The organism is Bartonella sp. WD16.2, from assembly GCF_002022505.1.
Classification (GTDB): domain Bacteria; phylum Pseudomonadota; class Alphaproteobacteria; order Rhizobiales; family Rhizobiaceae; genus Bartonella.
This window is the reverse complement of the sequence record NZ_CP019781.1, coordinates 716,306-732,070: the sequence shown is the minus strand read 5'-3', so window position 1 is coordinate 732,070 and position 15,765 is coordinate 716,306. Positions and strand designations below refer to the sequence as shown.

Here is a 15,765-nt window from a genome sequence, read left to right as displayed (position 1 = left end):
GAAAAAATGTTTATCAAACCACTGCTGCTGCATCAATAACACGTAATTGCGGATTGATTGTCCCATTCCAGTAATTTAAACTAAGATTACCCGCTACATGAATTGTTTCACCAACATTTTCAGAAAGAAAATTGCCAAGAGATGTTCCCACTGCATGAAAAGCTATTCCTTGGAGTTTTTTGCCTTCAAGATCAGAAACAAAGAGGCGCAAATGCCCTTTCCCAACCTCACATACACTAACCAACCGATGAGAAGGAAGAACAAAAACAGGTGTAGCATTTTCTGAACCAAAAGGACCTGCTTTTTCAATCATATCAAAAAGATCTTTATTAGCACCAGAAGCAGAAAGAAAGCCATCTATACTGAGAGACTTTTTAGCACGTAATTGCGAAACTACCACAGAAACTTTTTCTTCTAACCATTCTTGAAAAGCTTTAACTTTCGTAGATTGAATTGTAATCCCAGCTGCCATACTATGTCCCCCCCTTTTTCTAATAAGTTTAATGCGACAGCTTCATGAACAAGTGCTCCCAAATCTACACCACTAATTGAACGCCCTGATCCTGTACCTCTACCATCTTCTTTCAAAGCAATTACAAAAACAGGACAAAAAAAACGTTCTTTTAAACGGGAGGCAAGGATACCAACAATTCCTGGATGCCATTCTTGGCAAGCAACTACAAGTGATGACGACATTTCTTTATCGTGATGAACAGAATCAATATAAGCCTCTGCTTGAGCTAATTGAATAGCTTCCATCTCTTGACGTTCCTGATTAAGCTGACTTAATTGTTCTGCAACTTTATCAGCTTCATCTCTATCATTACAACTAAGCAATCGCGCTCCCAAAGCTTGGTCCCCAATGCGCCCTCCTGCATTAATTCTAGGCCCTAATAAAAAACCTAAATGAAAACTATTAATTGGCTCACCTATACGTGCAGCCTTTGCTAAAGCAGCTATCCCAGCATTGTGCATAGAACGCGCTACTTGAAGCCCTTTAACCACAAAAGCGCGATTAACACCTCGCAATGGAACCACATCGCATACGGTAGCTAATGCAACAAGATCAAGCATACTCAAAAGATCAGGAACAGTCTCTACCCATTTTTGCTTCCGCAGTAAACGATTTACCCATACTAATGTAACAAATACGATGCCAGCAGCACATAAATGCCCTTGTTCAGAAAAATCATCAGGACGATTAGGATTAACAAGAGCAACAGCCTCCTGATGAACGTCTGACATTTGGTGATGATCTAAAACCACAACATCAGCACCTGCAAGTCTAGCTGCCTTTATTGCATCTGGACTGTTTGCACCACAATCAACAGTAATAATTAAACTTGCCCCTTCCTGTGCCAACATCTTCATTGCCTGTTCATTTGGACCATAGCCCTCAATAATACGATCAGGAATATAGATTTTAACTGTTATACCAAAATAGCGTAAAAAACGTGCTAAAAGCGCTGATGAACAAGCTCCATCAACATCATAATCACCGAAAACAGCTATTTTCTCTCGGTCCATAATAGCTTTAACCAAGCGCTCTGCTGCATATTGCATATCCGTAAAACTTTCTGGATTAGGTAGCAGATTGCGTAGTGTGGGATTAATAAAAGAAACAGCTTCAGATTCATCAACGTTTCTTGCAGCAAGAACCCGAGCCAACTGATCTGGAAAACCAAATTTTTGAGAAATAGCACGAGCATTATTGATCCCTTGAATATCAAGAGGATCTACCCAAGCCTGATCACAAGCAGAAGATTTAACATTGAGACAATAATAAGGTAACTGCATTATCCTTTATGTACAACGAAAGTAGCAAAAATACAATTAACACTTAAAAGATGAAATATTTTATATAGCGTTATATTTTGTCTCATGATATGAGTAGACTGTTACACTTAAGAGCATTATAATACTCTTATTTGTAATTGCGTTACTTTTTAGCTTTTATTTTTCTTGACGCAAATCGTAAGACATTATATCAGACAAATAATATATATTGAGATGTAGTTTGGTTGTGGCAATCATTCACAATGTAAAATAATAAAAAGTGTTTTCATATTAAGGGCTTTAATAAAGGATACTTCTATGGCAACTTTTTCACAAAAGCCAACTGAAGTGGTAAAGAAATGGGTTATTATTAACGCAGAAAACCTTGTTTTAGGTCGTCTTGCCACGCTCGTTGCCAATCGCTTACGTGGCAAACATAAAACTACTTTTACCCCCCATGTTGATGATGGTGATAATGTCATTGTTATCAACGCAGAGAAAGTAGCTCTTACGGGCAGAAAATATACTGATAAAAAATATTATTGGCACACTGGCTATATCGGTGGCATTAAAGAACGTACAGCTCGTCAAATTCTTGAAGGTCGTTTTCCTGAACGAATTGTTGAAAAAGCAGTAGAGCGCATGATTCCCCGTGGTCCACTTGGTCGTCGTCAAATGAAAAATTTACGTGTTTATGCCGGTAGTCAACATCCGCATGCAGCGCAACAGCCCGAAGCTCTTGATATCGGTGCTCTAAACCGCAAAAATAAAAGGATTGCTTAAATTATGGCTGAAATTAATTCTCTTTCTGAGCTTGGTGCAACAATATCGACTATAGAAGTTAATAATAAAAATGAAAGTGTTGCTGCTCCTATTCACGTGCAAAAACTTGATTCACAAAAGCGTGCTTATGCAACAGGAAAACGTAAAGGTGCTGTTGCTCGTGTATGGGTCAAGCCAGGCTCTGGAAAAATTACTATTAATAATAAAGAGTTTGATAAATATTTTGCCCGTCCTGTTCTTAGAATGATTCTTCGTCAGCCGATTGTTATAACCAACAGAGATACCCAATTTGACATTGTTGCAACTGTTGCTGGTGGTGGTCTTTCCGGCCAAGCAGGTGCAGTACGTCATGGAATTTCTAAAGCTTTAACTTATTATGAACCAGAACTTCGTACTATCTTAAAAAAAGGTGGTTTTCTTACACGAGATAGTCGTGTTGTTGAACGTAAAAAATATGGTAAAGCAAAAGCACGTCGCTCTTTCCAATTCTCAAAGCGTTAATTTTCAGTTTTTGTATGTATGAATGAAAATCCCATCTTTTAGTGGGGTTTTTTATTTTTAACAGTATACTTAAAAAACTATTTTATAAAGTTATACTTTTCAATTTATCTTCCTATTACCATAAAAAAAGAAAACTGAATAATAACTTCAGTTTAAAAAAGATTTCAGCATTGTAATAAAATGCGGAACAGAAATAGGTTTTGACATATATTCTTCACATCCACTGGCACGAATGCGTTCTTCATCCCCCTTCATAGCAAAAGCTGTTACAGCGACAATAGGAATAGATTTAAGTTTTTCATCCTCTTTTAATTGTTTAATAACATCAATCCCTGAAACTTCAGGCAACTGAATATCCATAATAATAAGAGAGGGCATTGTCGAGCGAGCTAAATCTAATGCAATAAGGCCATTACGTGTTTCAACGGTTTCGTAACCACTTACCTCTACCAGATCACGGAATAACTTCATATTGAGTTCGTTATCTTCTACAATCATGACTTTCTTTAACATTAATATAAATTTACCCTTCTATAAAAATAGAAAATATAAATTAAATGCATATTTTCTTTTTCTAATTTTTCTACACAAATCTTTCTTTTACAGAACCATAGCAATAAGAAAACTACATTAGATCCACCTTTTACAAGAAACACACTAATATTTAATTTTGTAAAAAATCTTCTTATAAAGAATATATAATATACACTCTGATTGTTAGATAAAGCCTATATATTTGTATAATTTACTTTGCTTTCAATTAACATTAAAATTCAAATTGTTTTCTGTTGCATAACTTTATTGTACAAAAATTCAATAATTTTATATATTCTAGAGTACATTTGTTTCAAAGGTAAGACCTTGATAAGCAGGCTCAACGTTTGGTGGGACGTAGTTTAAAACATCATTATAATCAAGCGAATTATCCATATGAGTCAATATAGCTCGTTTAGGTTTTAAATACTTTATCCAATGCAATGCTTGATCAACCGAAAAATGACTTGGATGAGGTTTAAACTGAAGAGAGTCAATAATTAAAACATCTAAATCCATAAGGTTTTGTAATGCTTCTGTAGGAAATTGATTTACATCTGTACAGTAAGCAACATTGCCAATACGAAAACCCAAAGAGTTAATGCCACCATGAAATTGTAAATGTGTTTTAAAAGTAATTGCTCCACCCTGCCCTTGAATTATAAATTCACTGTTTTCATTTATAAGATGTGCCTTTAAAATAGGAGAATAACTGGAACCCTTCGGTGTTTGAAAACAATAGCCAAAAGACTCGTTAAGATACTTTAACGTAAATGCATTTGCATAAATATCTATTAAACATTTTTGTGCAAGCGCATAACTACGTAAATCATCAATACCATGAACATGATCTGCATGAGGATGTGTATAGATAACAGCATCAAGATGATTAACATGCGACTTAATCATTTGTGATCGAAAATCTGGACCTGTATCAATAACAACTGTTGTTTTTTTTCCCGATTTATCAATTCGTTCAACTAACAGGGAAGTTCTATAGCGTTTATTTTTCGGATTATTTGGATCACAAGCTCCCCAATAACCATTGGGACGTGGCACTCCAGGAGATGAACCACAACCCAATATCGTAAATCGGTAACAATCAAACATTCTTTTTATTTCATTTTTCTAAATAAACGAAAAGCATTTTGTGTTGTTATCTGAGCAATTTCTTCAATATTTAAACTAATAGTTTCAGCTAAAATAACCGCTGTATGACGCACAAAAGACGGCTCATTTGTTTGTCCACGGTGAGGCACAGGCGCTAAAAATGGTGAGTCTGTTTCAATTAACAAACGTTCATAAGGTATGATTTTTGCTATTTCACGAATTTCAAGTGCATTTTTAAAAGTGAGAATACCTGAAAAAGATATATAACCACCAAGTTCAATGCCAGCACGAGCAAGCTGCATGCCAGACGAATAACAATGAAAAATAAATGGAAATTCCCCTTCTTTCATTTGTTCACGCAATATTTGTTCCATATCAGCATCCGCATTACGTGAATGAATTACAAGAGGTAGCTGCGTTTCCCGAGAAGCAATGATATGTTCCTGAAAACTCTTCTTTTGCTCTTGTGGTGAAGTATAATTATAATAATAATCAAGCCCAGATTCGCCAAACGCAACAATTTTAGGATGTTTTGATAAATGAATAAGATCTTCAGCTTTAATATTCTGTTCTTCACACACATGATTGGGGTGAGTACCAACAGAACAAAAAACCTGATCATAAGCTTGTGTGATTGCTAAAAGTTTATCTAACTTATGAACATGTGTTGAGATTGTTATCATACGTCCAACATCAACAGCTAAAGCACGTTGAATAACACCATCCAAATTCTGAGCAAAATCTTCAAAATCAAGATGACAGTGCGTATCAATCAACATCATTTACATCAGCTTTCTTAAAGACATAACGGGGAAAAATTGGTACCGGTAATGGGAGATTTTCACCTTCTTTAATTTTTGAATCGCTTATATGACATAATAAGCGATCTTCCTTAGCAATCGCAAGACTATCAAGAAGTTTGGCAGCTGATTGAGGAATAAAAGGCAAAAGTATAATACCTATCCGTCGCAAAACTTCCAAAGTTACATAAAGAACTGTAAAAAATCTTTCTGGATTACTTTTACATAAACTCCAAGGCTCTTCACTAGCAAAATAACGGTTAGCATTTGCCACAACTGAAAAAATGGCTGAGAGCGCTAAATGTGGTGCCTGGCGTAACATAGCTTGGCGTGCAACCTCAATTATCTGAAGAGATTGTTCTAAAAGTTGTTCATCTTGAGCTAAAAATTCAGTTGGCACAGGAATTTTTGCGTCACAATTTTTTTGTATCATAGACAAAGAGCGTTGTGCTAAATTGCCAAGATCATTAACAAGATCTGCATTGATACGATTTACAAAACTTTCGTGATTATAACTACCATCTTGCCCGAATGGTACTTCACGAAGAAAAAAATAACGGACTTGATCAAGACCATAACGGTCGATTATTTCAAAAGGATCAACTACATTTCCAACAGATTTTGACATTTTTGCACCGCGATTTAACAAAAAACCATGTGCAAAAATACGTTTAGGTAATTTAATCCCAGCTGACATCAAAAACGCTGGCCAATAGATTGCGTGGAAACGAATAATATCTTTGCCAATAATATGAGTACTTGCAGACCAAAAATGACGTTTTTTTGATGTTTCATTGAAAAAATCAATTGCTGTAAGATAATTTGTAAGTGCATCAACCCAAACATACATTACATGCTTTGAGTTATTTGGGACACCAACCCCCCAATTAAAATTTGTCCGTGAAATGGAAATATCTTTCAACCCTGATTTGATAAAACTTATAATCTCATTACGCCGTTCATTGGGAGCAATGAGATCAGGATATTTTTCATAATGCTCAAGAAGAGCTTTTTCATAACGGGAAAGCTTAAAAAAATAACTTTCTTCTTCATTCCACTCAACTGGAGATCCTAGTTCTTTTTCTCGACGGATTCCATCTTCCCCAATTTGGGTATCCTTTTCTTCATAATAAGATTCTTGACGAACCGAATACCAACCAGCATAACGATCAAGATAAATATCTCCATTATCTTCCATTTTTTTCCAAATTGCTTGACAGGTTTGATGATGTCTTTCTTCTGTTGTGCGAATAAAATCATCATTAGAGCAATTTAACGCTGTAAGCATTTTTTGAAAAATAGCACTATTACGGTCTGCAAGTTGCTGAGGTGTCATGTTTAATGCTTCTGCTGCCTGTTGCATTTTGAGACCATGCTCATCCGTACCAGATAGAAAAAATACGTCTTTACCGTCCAATCGTTGAAAACGGGCTAAAGAATCACTCACAATTGCATTATAAGCATGCCCAATATGCGGAGCACCATTAGGATAAAAAATTGGAGTTGTTATATAATATGTGTCACGCATGTTATACCCAGTTGAAACATAAAAAAGGATACAATGACATAACGCCTATTAATTACATTGTCACGGAAAAAGCTTAGCTTCGTGAATGATCTTATGAACTTTTAAAAGCAGATTGATAACAAATTGCTTTTTATCAAGATTAAATGATTGCAGTTCCGCTATTTCCTGATAAATCTCTTGCCATGTTTGTGCATATTCTTTCGAAAGAGCGAGAGTCCCCTTTTCAGCTGAAATAATAGCTTTTTTTGAATCTTATCAAGAATTTCATCACAAAATTGTTGAAATTTGACATCCGAATCCGATGAAGAAAGTGTCTGAGCAAGATTGTGTACAAGAGCTAAATTACAAACTGATTGTTCTAAAAAACTATCAATGGTTTGAACAATTTCAAGTCCACCATAACACGCAAGTAAGAGCGCTTTCCGAGGGTTTCCTTGGGATTTTTGAATAACCATTTTCATGGTTTCTTTATCGATATCACCCTGATCAGAAAGAATATGTGAAATGACTTGTTTTATTTCATCATCACACAATGGTCGTAGAGAGATCTGTTGACAGCGTGAGCGAATTGTTGGAAGTAATTTTCCTGAACAATGTGTAATAATAATAAATAAAGCCTTTACGGGAGGCTCTTCAAGCATTTTGAGAATTGCATTAGCAGCACTTCTACTCATATCATCTGCAGAATCGATGATGATGATACGCCATCCACCATCTTGCGATGTTTGGTTTAAAAAATGTATGACGTCGCGGATATCATCAATTGATATGCTTGTTTTGAACTTTTGTGTTTTTAAATCAAAATGGCGAGAAATATGTATAAGACCAGGGTAACTGCCCTGCATTATCTGATGCCATACAACTGAATCATGTTCTGGCTGCAAAAAACCACTTTCTTGATTACTTAAAATATTCCAAGCAAAGTGAAATGCTAATGTTGCTTTACCAATCCCCCGCTCTCCTTCAAATAATAATGCATGATGTACACACCCTTCTTTACGTATTTGCGCCAAAAAGTGGCGAACTTCCTTATGACCAATGATGATGTTATTTTGTGATGGTGATAAAATCCCTTCGATGTCGTCATATTGACGCAAAAAATTGATATCACTCATGGCACATGACCTAATATTAACTGATAACAGATATCTTTTATTTGTGACGCTATTGTTTCCACTGCACAAGTTGCATCAATTACACGAAATCTAAAGGGTTCATTTTTAGCCAACTGGAGAAAAGCTTCCCGTCTTTGCTCTTGAATATTTAATTGATCTTTTTCGAAATAATCGATCTTTCCAATTTCTTTTCTCCGTAAATCTGTGCGCTCCATACCAAACGTTGCTGGTATATCTAACAAAAATGTCAAATTAGGCATAACTGTACCCAGACCGATACGTTCTAAAACAGAAAGAAGGTGAGAATTTACCTTATTATTAAGCCCCTGATAAACACGCATAGAATCAATAAAACGATCACATAAAACAATTTTTCCTGCTTGCAAAGAAGGTAAAATAACTTCAGTAACATGGTCAACACGTGCTGCTGTAAATAAAACTGCTTCAATGAATGCACCATATTGTTCTGTATTACCTGATAATAAAATATAGCGCATTGCCTCAGCACCCGCTGTACCTCCAGGTTCTCGAGTTATAACAACGTCATGGTTTTTGCTACGAAGATATTGTGCAAGCAAAGAAATTTGAGTCGTTTTGCCCGCTCCTTCCCCTCCTTCAAATGTAATAAAATACCCTGACACGTATGAACCTTAATTCTTCACTCTGGCCTATATTATTTTTGCAAGCATCCAATTGTTACTTTATAAAGCGCATTTTAAAAACAAATAAAATATTACTTCAATTGTCATTAATTTTGCTAATAAAAATAGGAAAAAAGTAAATATTACTCTGTTTTGCAAAGCATATTATCATGCACCATCAATAATAGCGATTGTGGTGTAGAGATTTGAAATTTTATGCTTTTTATCTATTAAACGTTAATTTCTAAAATAAGGAAAAAACTTTAATGTTATATGCAATTGATTCCTCTTTGTTTAAAAAACAGCACAAAAAGCAGATTGTATAAGGAAAAAGAGGTTATTCATTTTTTACAAGGAATATATTTACAAATTATAAAAAATTTTCATGTTTCTTTATAATTATTAAAATAAATTTATAAAATACATTATATTATTAATGTTTCATATTATACATTTTTCCTTGTTATATAGAATTTACCTATAACATCTCATTCAGCTATTGGCTTGCTGTAAATATATTAACTCAACTTTGTTTTTATGAAGACATTTATATTAATCCAGAGTTTTCCTGGATTATTTGCCACTTCTTAAATGCGTATTGCAAAAAACACAGTGTTTTCCCTTAATAAAACAATTACAATCGGTTTATCATGGATTTTCTTCATTAAATTTATCAGCAAAAGCTATTTGATCTAGTAATGTAGGTTTATCAATCAAAACAGGACCAATATCTGGTAATTTTATCAAAAAAGTCCTAATTGGTTGTTTTGGATTCATCGTGGCCTTCATTAGTTGTTTTTGGTGACCTGTATTAATAGTATCTTTCTTGTCTTCTAGAGTATTCGCTAATGCTAGCATCATAGATGAATTATAATCTCTAGATGTATAAGAGGCCATTAAATAAGCACTATCATAATCATTTACAGGCGCTTTATCGACATACTCTACTTTAACATTTGTCACCCCTTTATCGACATAACCAAGAATTGTCGCAGCTTGTTTGGATAAATCAATAATTCTATCTTTTATAAAAGGACCACGGTCATTTACCCTAACAATAATAGAAGAGCCATTTTCCAAGTTTGTAACGCGAGCATAACTGGGCAAAGGCATTGTAGGATGGGCAGCAGTTAAAAGATTCATATCATAGATTTCACCATTTGCAGTTAAACGCCCATGAAAATCTGAACCATACCATGATGCTTGACCAACACGTTTATAAGTTGGATCGTTTTCTGGATAATACCATTTCCCTTTTATTTGATAAGGTTTACCAACAACAGGTCTACCACCTTTATTTTTTGATTTCTGCTGTGCATTTAAAACCTTTTCAGGTACATTAACAGCCTTTGCCGCCTTTATCACAGGTGTCTTATTATTGAGACTTTTCCCTGTAAATTGTGTTGTTTGGTTCGCACAAGCTGTTAATAAACCAGCAACAGCAATTATAGGCACAAATTGAAAGATCACTTTAACAACGAAGATTAATTTTTTTTTACTATTTAAAAGCATTATCACCCTGCATTCCCTTCTTAGCTTTTACTGTAAATATCAAATTGCATTCTTTGCGTATAATCAGAAATTTATACCCAATGAATGGTTATATTCTTAAGATTCATGGTATTCTAAAAATCAATCTCTCATCAAGATAGTAACGTAACATAAAAGAATATTTGTTACAATTTGTGAAAATAATATACTACCTAATGTGTATTAAAGTTAAACAAAATCAATAGATTATAAATATAAAATCAGAAATAAAACATCATAATATAAGTTGTGAATTAAATCGGGCTTATTTTATATGAATAATAGAAGATAAGTATAATTTATAAATAGTCTAAATAATTTTTCACCAATTTACGGGGAATTTTAAAACATTATCTATGGTGAGCGCGCAGGGATTCGAACCCTGGACCTACTGATTAAAAGTCAGTTGCTCTACCAACTGAGCTACGCGCTCCCACACAATTATTTTGTTTGTGGAAAATGAAATGGGAACATACGGTCGACTTTTCATTTGGTCAACACCTTTTATGAAAAAATATTATTTTTTACCTTGTTTACCAAAATACTATTCATTGCACTCAACTTTCTCATTATTTTATGCATTCTTTTTGAATATAAGTAGAATAATATACAATAGCATATTGCATTCTTTACACCCATTAATATGGGCAGGAAATACGTTTTTCAGCAAATGGTGTTATTCAACTGAATAATAGAATATTAATGATTCAGATCTTCAAGAACTTTTTGCTTTTTTTTGCACAATTTTAGTGTGACTGAACCGTTCATAACAGCAGCTAAATTTTATGAATTAATAATTTGTATAAAGCGATTCCAACTATGAAATTCGTAACTATTTACACTTAATTGAAAGATTATTCTTTAATTGACATATTACTAATAGAAGTTAGTAAAAGTAAAATATTTGAGGCTATTTTTAAGGTATAGATAATCCTTTTCAAAAACTAACTATAAAACCATATGAAAGTTATTATCTAACTTGAGAAAGTTTTGATTGATACCCATAAAAAAGAACATTAAAAGTTATAATTGTATCTGAAAGAAATATAGCTAATATAAATTAGCTTTATTTAAAATTTTAAGCAATTTTCTATTCGTCAATGATCATTACATCTTACTAAAAACACGATATTCCACATATAGCTATAAAATATCAATTCGACAATGATATATAGAATATTATCAAATAAAAAAACAACTGAATCTGCATTCTTTCTCTAGAGTTAAATTTCTAGAATCAAAAATAAAGTAAAGAGTTTTGCGTTATTTTATAAAAAATTGTAGAATAATCATGAAATACTTATACTTTGTCTTCTATTTTTTCTTTTTCGATTTTTTGATTGGAATGTTGAATGCTGACATGTAAACAATATGAGCTACTTTTATTCATTCACAATCATATGAAAGAAACTGGTGTTCCCCCCTCCTTTGATGAGATGAGAAATGCATTAGAGCTTGCTTCAAAATCGAGCATTCATAGGCTGATTACAGCCTTAGAGGAGCGTGGTTTTATACGTCGTTTACCAAATCGTGCTCGTGCAGTGGAAGTTATCCGGCTTCCTGATAAAATAACATTTGATCTTTCTTCTGCACGTAAAATTTTTCCAAGTATAGTAGAAAAAAACAAAAGAAAAACATTTCAAGACTTTGATAATCTTGATAATTCTGACACAAAAAACAAAGAAAATATTACTATCCCTATTATGGGCCGTATCGCTGCTGGTGTACCCATTTCGGCAATACAGCAACAAACAAATACACTTTCTCTTCCACCTGATATGATTGGTTTAGGTGAGTATTATGCTTTAGAAGTTAAAGGTGATTCTATGGTTGAAGCAGGTATTATTGATAGAGATACTATAATTGTTAAACGTCAAAGTACAGCAACACAAGGTGAAATTATTGTTGCATTAATTGATAAACAAGAAGCAACTTTAAAACGTTACCGACGTAAAGGGGTTTCGATTGCATTAGAAGCCGCAAATCCTCATTATGAAACGCGTATATATAGGCCTGAACGTGTCCACATACAAGGCAAACTTGTTGGGCTTATTCGCCATTATTAAAAGACAAAATAACTGAAAATATATAAAAAGCTGTGTACGTTTATGGAATGTTCATACATATGAAACCGTTTCTATGATGGTTAATCGATAATGCCACTTATTAGCATCTTTGTCTTTTATATTCTGTATGTTCGTGAAATATTATAAATAAGTTTACATAATTTTGTCTCAAAATGTATCAAATACATTTAAAGCTTAAAGGGCATACGAACATTTTTCCTAAAAGTAAGAATAATAGATAAGCTAAATTTTTATTAAAGAATTACAAGGATTAATTATGGCAGTACCTCGTATTAGTTTTGTTTCTCTCGGTTGCCCAAAAGCACTTGTAGATTCTGAGCGTATTATTACAAGTCTTCGTTCTGAGGGGTACGAAATCTCACATAAACACCAAGGAGCCGATCTTGTTATTGTTAATACTTGTGGCTTTCTTGATTCTGCACGAGCTGAATCACTAGCTAATATTGAAAAAGCTATCAAAGAAAACGGAAAAGTTATTGTAACTGGATGCCTTGGCACTGAACCTGATGTCATTCGTCAAGCACATCCTAGTGTATTAGCTATTACTGGACCACAAGCATATGAAAACGTCATACAAGCAGTTCATACAATCGTTCCTCCAATACACGACCCCTTTATTGATTTAGTTCCGCCGCAAGGTATCCGTCTTACACCTCGCCACTATGCTTATTTAAAAATTTCTGAAGGATGCTCTAATAGATGTAGTTTTTGTATTATCCCTGCCCTGCGTGGTAATTTGGTCTCGCGCCCCATAAGTGATATTCTCCGTGAAGCAGAGAAGCTTGTACAAGCAGGTGTAAAAGAACTTTTGATTATTTCACAAGATACTAGTGCTTATGGTATTGATATTAAATATGCTGAAAGTTCCTGGAAAGACCGAACAATAAAAGCTAAATTTTTGGATCTTTGTCGTGAACTAGGAGATATAGGTGTTTGGGTGCGAATGCACTATGTTTATCCTTACCCCCATGTTGATGAAGTTATTGAACTTATGGCTGCAGGAAAAATTCTCCCTTATTTAGATATCCCTTTTCAGCATGCATCACCAACTGTTTTACGCAATATGAAACGCCCAGCTCATATGGAAAAAACGAATCGTAGAATTGAAAAGTGGCGAAAAATTTGTCCAGATCTCACTTTGCGATCAACATTCATTGTTGGTTTTCCAGGAGAAACTAATGAAGATTTTGAGATGCTTCTCGAATGGTTAGAAGAAACAAAAATTGAACGTGCTGGTTGCTTTAAATATGAAGCAGTAAAAGGCGCTGCTGCAAATGATCTTGAATTAGAAAGCATTACGGAAGAAGTGAAAGAAAGCCGTTGGCATCGCTTTATGGCAAAACAACAACAAATTTCTACTCGTCTCTTAAAGAAAAAGATTGGAAAAAGACTTCAAATCATCATTGATGAAAGTCAAGGTAAAGTGGCTAAAGGCCGCAGTAAATATGATGCTCCAGAGATAGATGGCGTTGTTCATGTATCATCACGGCGACCACTTCGTACCGGTGAATTTGTTACCGTTAAAATCGAACAATCCGATGCCTACGATCTTTATGGTGTTGCAGTTTAAATTATAGTAAAGCATTAAAGGAAAAAAGTTTTTTATCAAGTAAATGACTTGGGCGTACATTTGTCAAAGCACGAATCATAGTATCTTTACGCCCTGGCATTCTTTTTTCGATATCGTTTAGCATTTCTTTTATTGCATTGCGTTGTAAACCACTTTGACTACCACAAAGATTACAAGGAATAATAGGAAATTGCATTGCTTGAGAAAATTTCTTCATATCTTCTTCAGCTGCATAAACAAGAGGACGCAAAACAAAAAGATCTCCTTCATCGTTTATAAGTTTTCCAGGCATAGCCGCTAAGCGACCACCATGAAATAAATTCATAAAAAATGTTTCTAAAACATCATCACGATGATGTCCAAGTACTAATGCAGAACACTTCTCCTCACGGGCAATACGATACAAATGCCCGCGCCGCAACCTGGAACAAAGCGAACAATATGTTTGTGTTGGTGTTAATTTATCTGTAACAACTGAATAAGTATCCTGATATTCAATGCGATAAGGAATTTGATAATTATTCAAGAAATCAGGAAGAATATGCTTTGGAAAGCCTGGTTGACCTTGGTCAAGATTACAAGCTAAAATTTCAATTTGTAAAAAACCACGCCATTTTAAATCTAAGAGAAGAGCCAACAAACCATAAGAATCTTTCCCACCAGATAAAGCAACAAGCCATTTTTTCCCTGAAGACAACATAGAGAAATCATCAAACGCTTGCCGTATATAGCGTAAAAGTCGTTTACGTAATTTATTAAATTCTACAGTTGAAGGGGCAACTCGAAACATTGGATGGCAATCATCAAAATTCTCCTCCAAAAGACCACCTATACCAACATTTTTCTATTGTCCGATATTACTAAAAAGATTGATTTATAGTACTATACCCTGTGTATAATACAATGGTTTATTTTACAATCATGATACAAATAGTAACACATAATAAGATTTAAATTATGTTAAATCTCGTCTGTAGACTGCATATTAACAGTCAAAAAAATAAAATGCACGGACTTTATGGCAGCAAAAAACTGATAATGCCAACAGATTCTAAAAATGTTATCAATTTCAATAGATACAAAATGACGCCAATTTTAAAAATATACAACCAAATTAGGAAATGATAATTTTTTACACTCAATTTAGCGTGAATAAAATTCAACAACTAAATTAGGTTCCATATGAACAGCATAAGGAACATCTGAAAAAGCAGGAATACGAATAAAGGTCGCTTTCATTTTGCTATGATCTGCTTCAATATATTCAGGTACATCACGCTCAGCTAACTGTATAGATTCTAAGACCAAAACAAGTTGCTTTGATTTTTCACGAACTTCAATAACATCGCCTGGTTTACAGCGGTATGACTGAATATTCGTACGCCGACCATTTACATTGATGTGACCATGATTGATAAATTGACGAGAAGCAAAAATAGTAGGTACAAATTTTGCACGATAGACGATAGCATCCAAACGTGATTCTAAAAGGCCGATAAGATTTTCACTTGTATCACCACGACGACGAACAGCTTCTTCATAAATTTTACGAAATTGTTTTTCTGAAATATCACCGTAAAATCCTTTTAATTTTTGTTTAGCACGCAATTGGACACCATAATCAGAAAGCTTTCCTTTACGGCGCTGCCCATGTTGACCAGGACCATATTCACGGCGATTTACAGGAGACTTGGGACGCCCCCAGATATTTTCCCCTATACGGCGGTCAATTTTATATTTTGTTGATTCGCGCTTACTCATCGCATTTCCTTCACATAAAAAATAAGATC

The 15,765-nt window shown here is 34.2% G+C and carries 12 protein-coding genes, 1 tRNA gene and 2 pseudogenes; 4 read left to right on the top strand and 11 right to left on the bottom strand.

Annotation, left to right across the window (positions count from 1 at the left end; genetic code table 11):
- Positions 1 to 13: 13 nt before the first annotated feature.
- Positions 14 to 1,797 (bottom strand): annotated as a pseudogene (recJ, locus tag BWD162_RS02990) (single-stranded-DNA-specific exonuclease RecJ).
- A 297-nt stretch (positions 1,798 to 2,094) separates the two neighbouring features.
- Here recJ and rplM point away from each other — a divergent pair.
- Complete coding sequence (gene rplM / locus BWD162_RS02985; protein ID WP_078705376.1) at positions 2,095 to 2,559, top strand: 50S ribosomal protein L13; 465 nt, start codon at positions 2,095 to 2,097, stop codon at positions 2,557 to 2,559.
- A 3-nt stretch (positions 2,560 to 2,562) separates the two neighbouring features.
- The gene (rpsI, locus tag BWD162_RS02980; protein ID WP_078705375.1) at positions 2,563 to 3,060 is read left to right on the top strand and encodes a 30S ribosomal protein S9; all 498 of its coding nucleotides are present in this window, start codon (positions 2,563 to 2,565) and stop codon (positions 3,058 to 3,060) included.
- Positions 3,061 to 3,207: 147 nt separating this feature from the next.
- Here rpsI and BWD162_RS02975 read toward each other — a convergent pair whose 3' ends face one another.
- The 8 genes and pseudogenes from BWD162_RS02975 to BWD162_RS02940 all read right to left on the bottom strand — a co-directional run bounded on the left by BWD162_RS02975 (position 3,208) and on the right by BWD162_RS02940 (position 10,751).
- The gene (locus BWD162_RS02975) at positions 3,208 to 3,573 is read right to left on the bottom strand and encodes a response regulator (RefSeq protein WP_078705374.1); all 366 of its coding nucleotides are present in this window, start codon (positions 3,571 to 3,573) and stop codon (positions 3,208 to 3,210) included.
- A gap of 318 nt (positions 3,574 to 3,891) precedes the next feature.
- The gene (locus tag BWD162_RS02970) at positions 3,892 to 4,704 is read right to left on the bottom strand and encodes an MBL fold metallo-hydrolase (protein ID WP_078705373.1); all 813 of its coding nucleotides are present in this window, start codon (positions 4,702 to 4,704) and stop codon (positions 3,892 to 3,894) included.
- Between the two features lie 5 nt (positions 4,705 to 4,709).
- Positions 4,710 to 5,483 carry a TatD family hydrolase gene (locus BWD162_RS02965; RefSeq protein WP_078706126.1) on the bottom strand — a complete coding sequence of 258 codons (774 nt, stop codon included), beginning with the start codon at positions 5,481 to 5,483 and terminating at the stop codon, positions 4,710 to 4,712.
- Entirely contained in the window at positions 5,473 to 7,032 is a 1,560-nt protein-coding gene (gene metG / locus BWD162_RS02960; protein ID WP_078705372.1) for a methionine--tRNA ligase, read from the bottom strand. Before metG ends, BWD162_RS02965 begins: the two co-directional genes overlap by 11 nt.
- Positions 7,033 to 7,092: 60 nt before the next feature.
- Positions 7,093 to 8,147, bottom strand: a pseudogene (locus tag BWD162_RS02955) (DNA polymerase III subunit delta').
- Positions 8,144 to 8,788 carry a dTMP kinase gene (gene tmk / locus BWD162_RS02950; RefSeq protein ID WP_078705371.1) on the bottom strand — a complete coding sequence of 215 codons (645 nt, stop codon included), beginning with the start codon at positions 8,786 to 8,788 and terminating at the stop codon, positions 8,144 to 8,146. The pseudogene BWD162_RS02955 and the gene tmk overlap by 4 nt, the downstream one beginning before the upstream one ends.
- A gap of 648 nt (positions 8,789 to 9,436) precedes the next feature.
- Positions 9,437 to 10,300: a septal ring lytic transglycosylase RlpA family protein gene (locus BWD162_RS02945; RefSeq protein ID WP_078705370.1), complete on the bottom strand. Its 864-nt coding sequence runs from the start codon at positions 10,298 to 10,300 to the stop codon at positions 9,437 to 9,439.
- A gap of 375 nt (positions 10,301 to 10,675) precedes the next feature.
- Positions 10,676 to 10,751, bottom strand: a tRNA-Lys gene (locus tag BWD162_RS02940).
- 919 nt (positions 10,752 to 11,670) lie between these two features.
- Here BWD162_RS02940 and lexA point away from each other — a divergent pair.
- The gene (lexA, locus tag BWD162_RS02935) at positions 11,671 to 12,384 is read left to right on the top strand and encodes a transcriptional repressor LexA (protein ID WP_078705369.1); all 714 of its coding nucleotides are present in this window, start codon (positions 11,671 to 11,673) and stop codon (positions 12,382 to 12,384) included.
- A gap of 277 nt (positions 12,385 to 12,661) precedes the next feature.
- Positions 12,662 to 13,975, top strand: a complete 1,314-nt coding sequence (rimO, locus tag BWD162_RS02930; RefSeq protein WP_078705368.1) for a 30S ribosomal protein S12 methylthiotransferase RimO — start codon at positions 12,662 to 12,664, stop codon at positions 13,973 to 13,975.
- A 1-nt stretch (position 13,976) separates the two neighbouring features.
- On the opposite strand, the gene ttcA is transcribed toward rimO, so the two are convergent.
- Entirely contained in the window at positions 13,977 to 14,765 is a 789-nt protein-coding gene (ttcA, locus tag BWD162_RS02925; RefSeq protein WP_078705367.1) for a tRNA 2-thiocytidine(32) synthetase TtcA, read from the bottom strand.
- A gap of 353 nt (positions 14,766 to 15,118) precedes the next feature.
- Entirely contained in the window at positions 15,119 to 15,736 is a 618-nt protein-coding gene (rpsD, locus tag BWD162_RS02920) for a 30S ribosomal protein S4 (protein ID WP_078705366.1), read from the bottom strand.
- Positions 15,737 to 15,765: the final 29 nt, after the last annotated feature.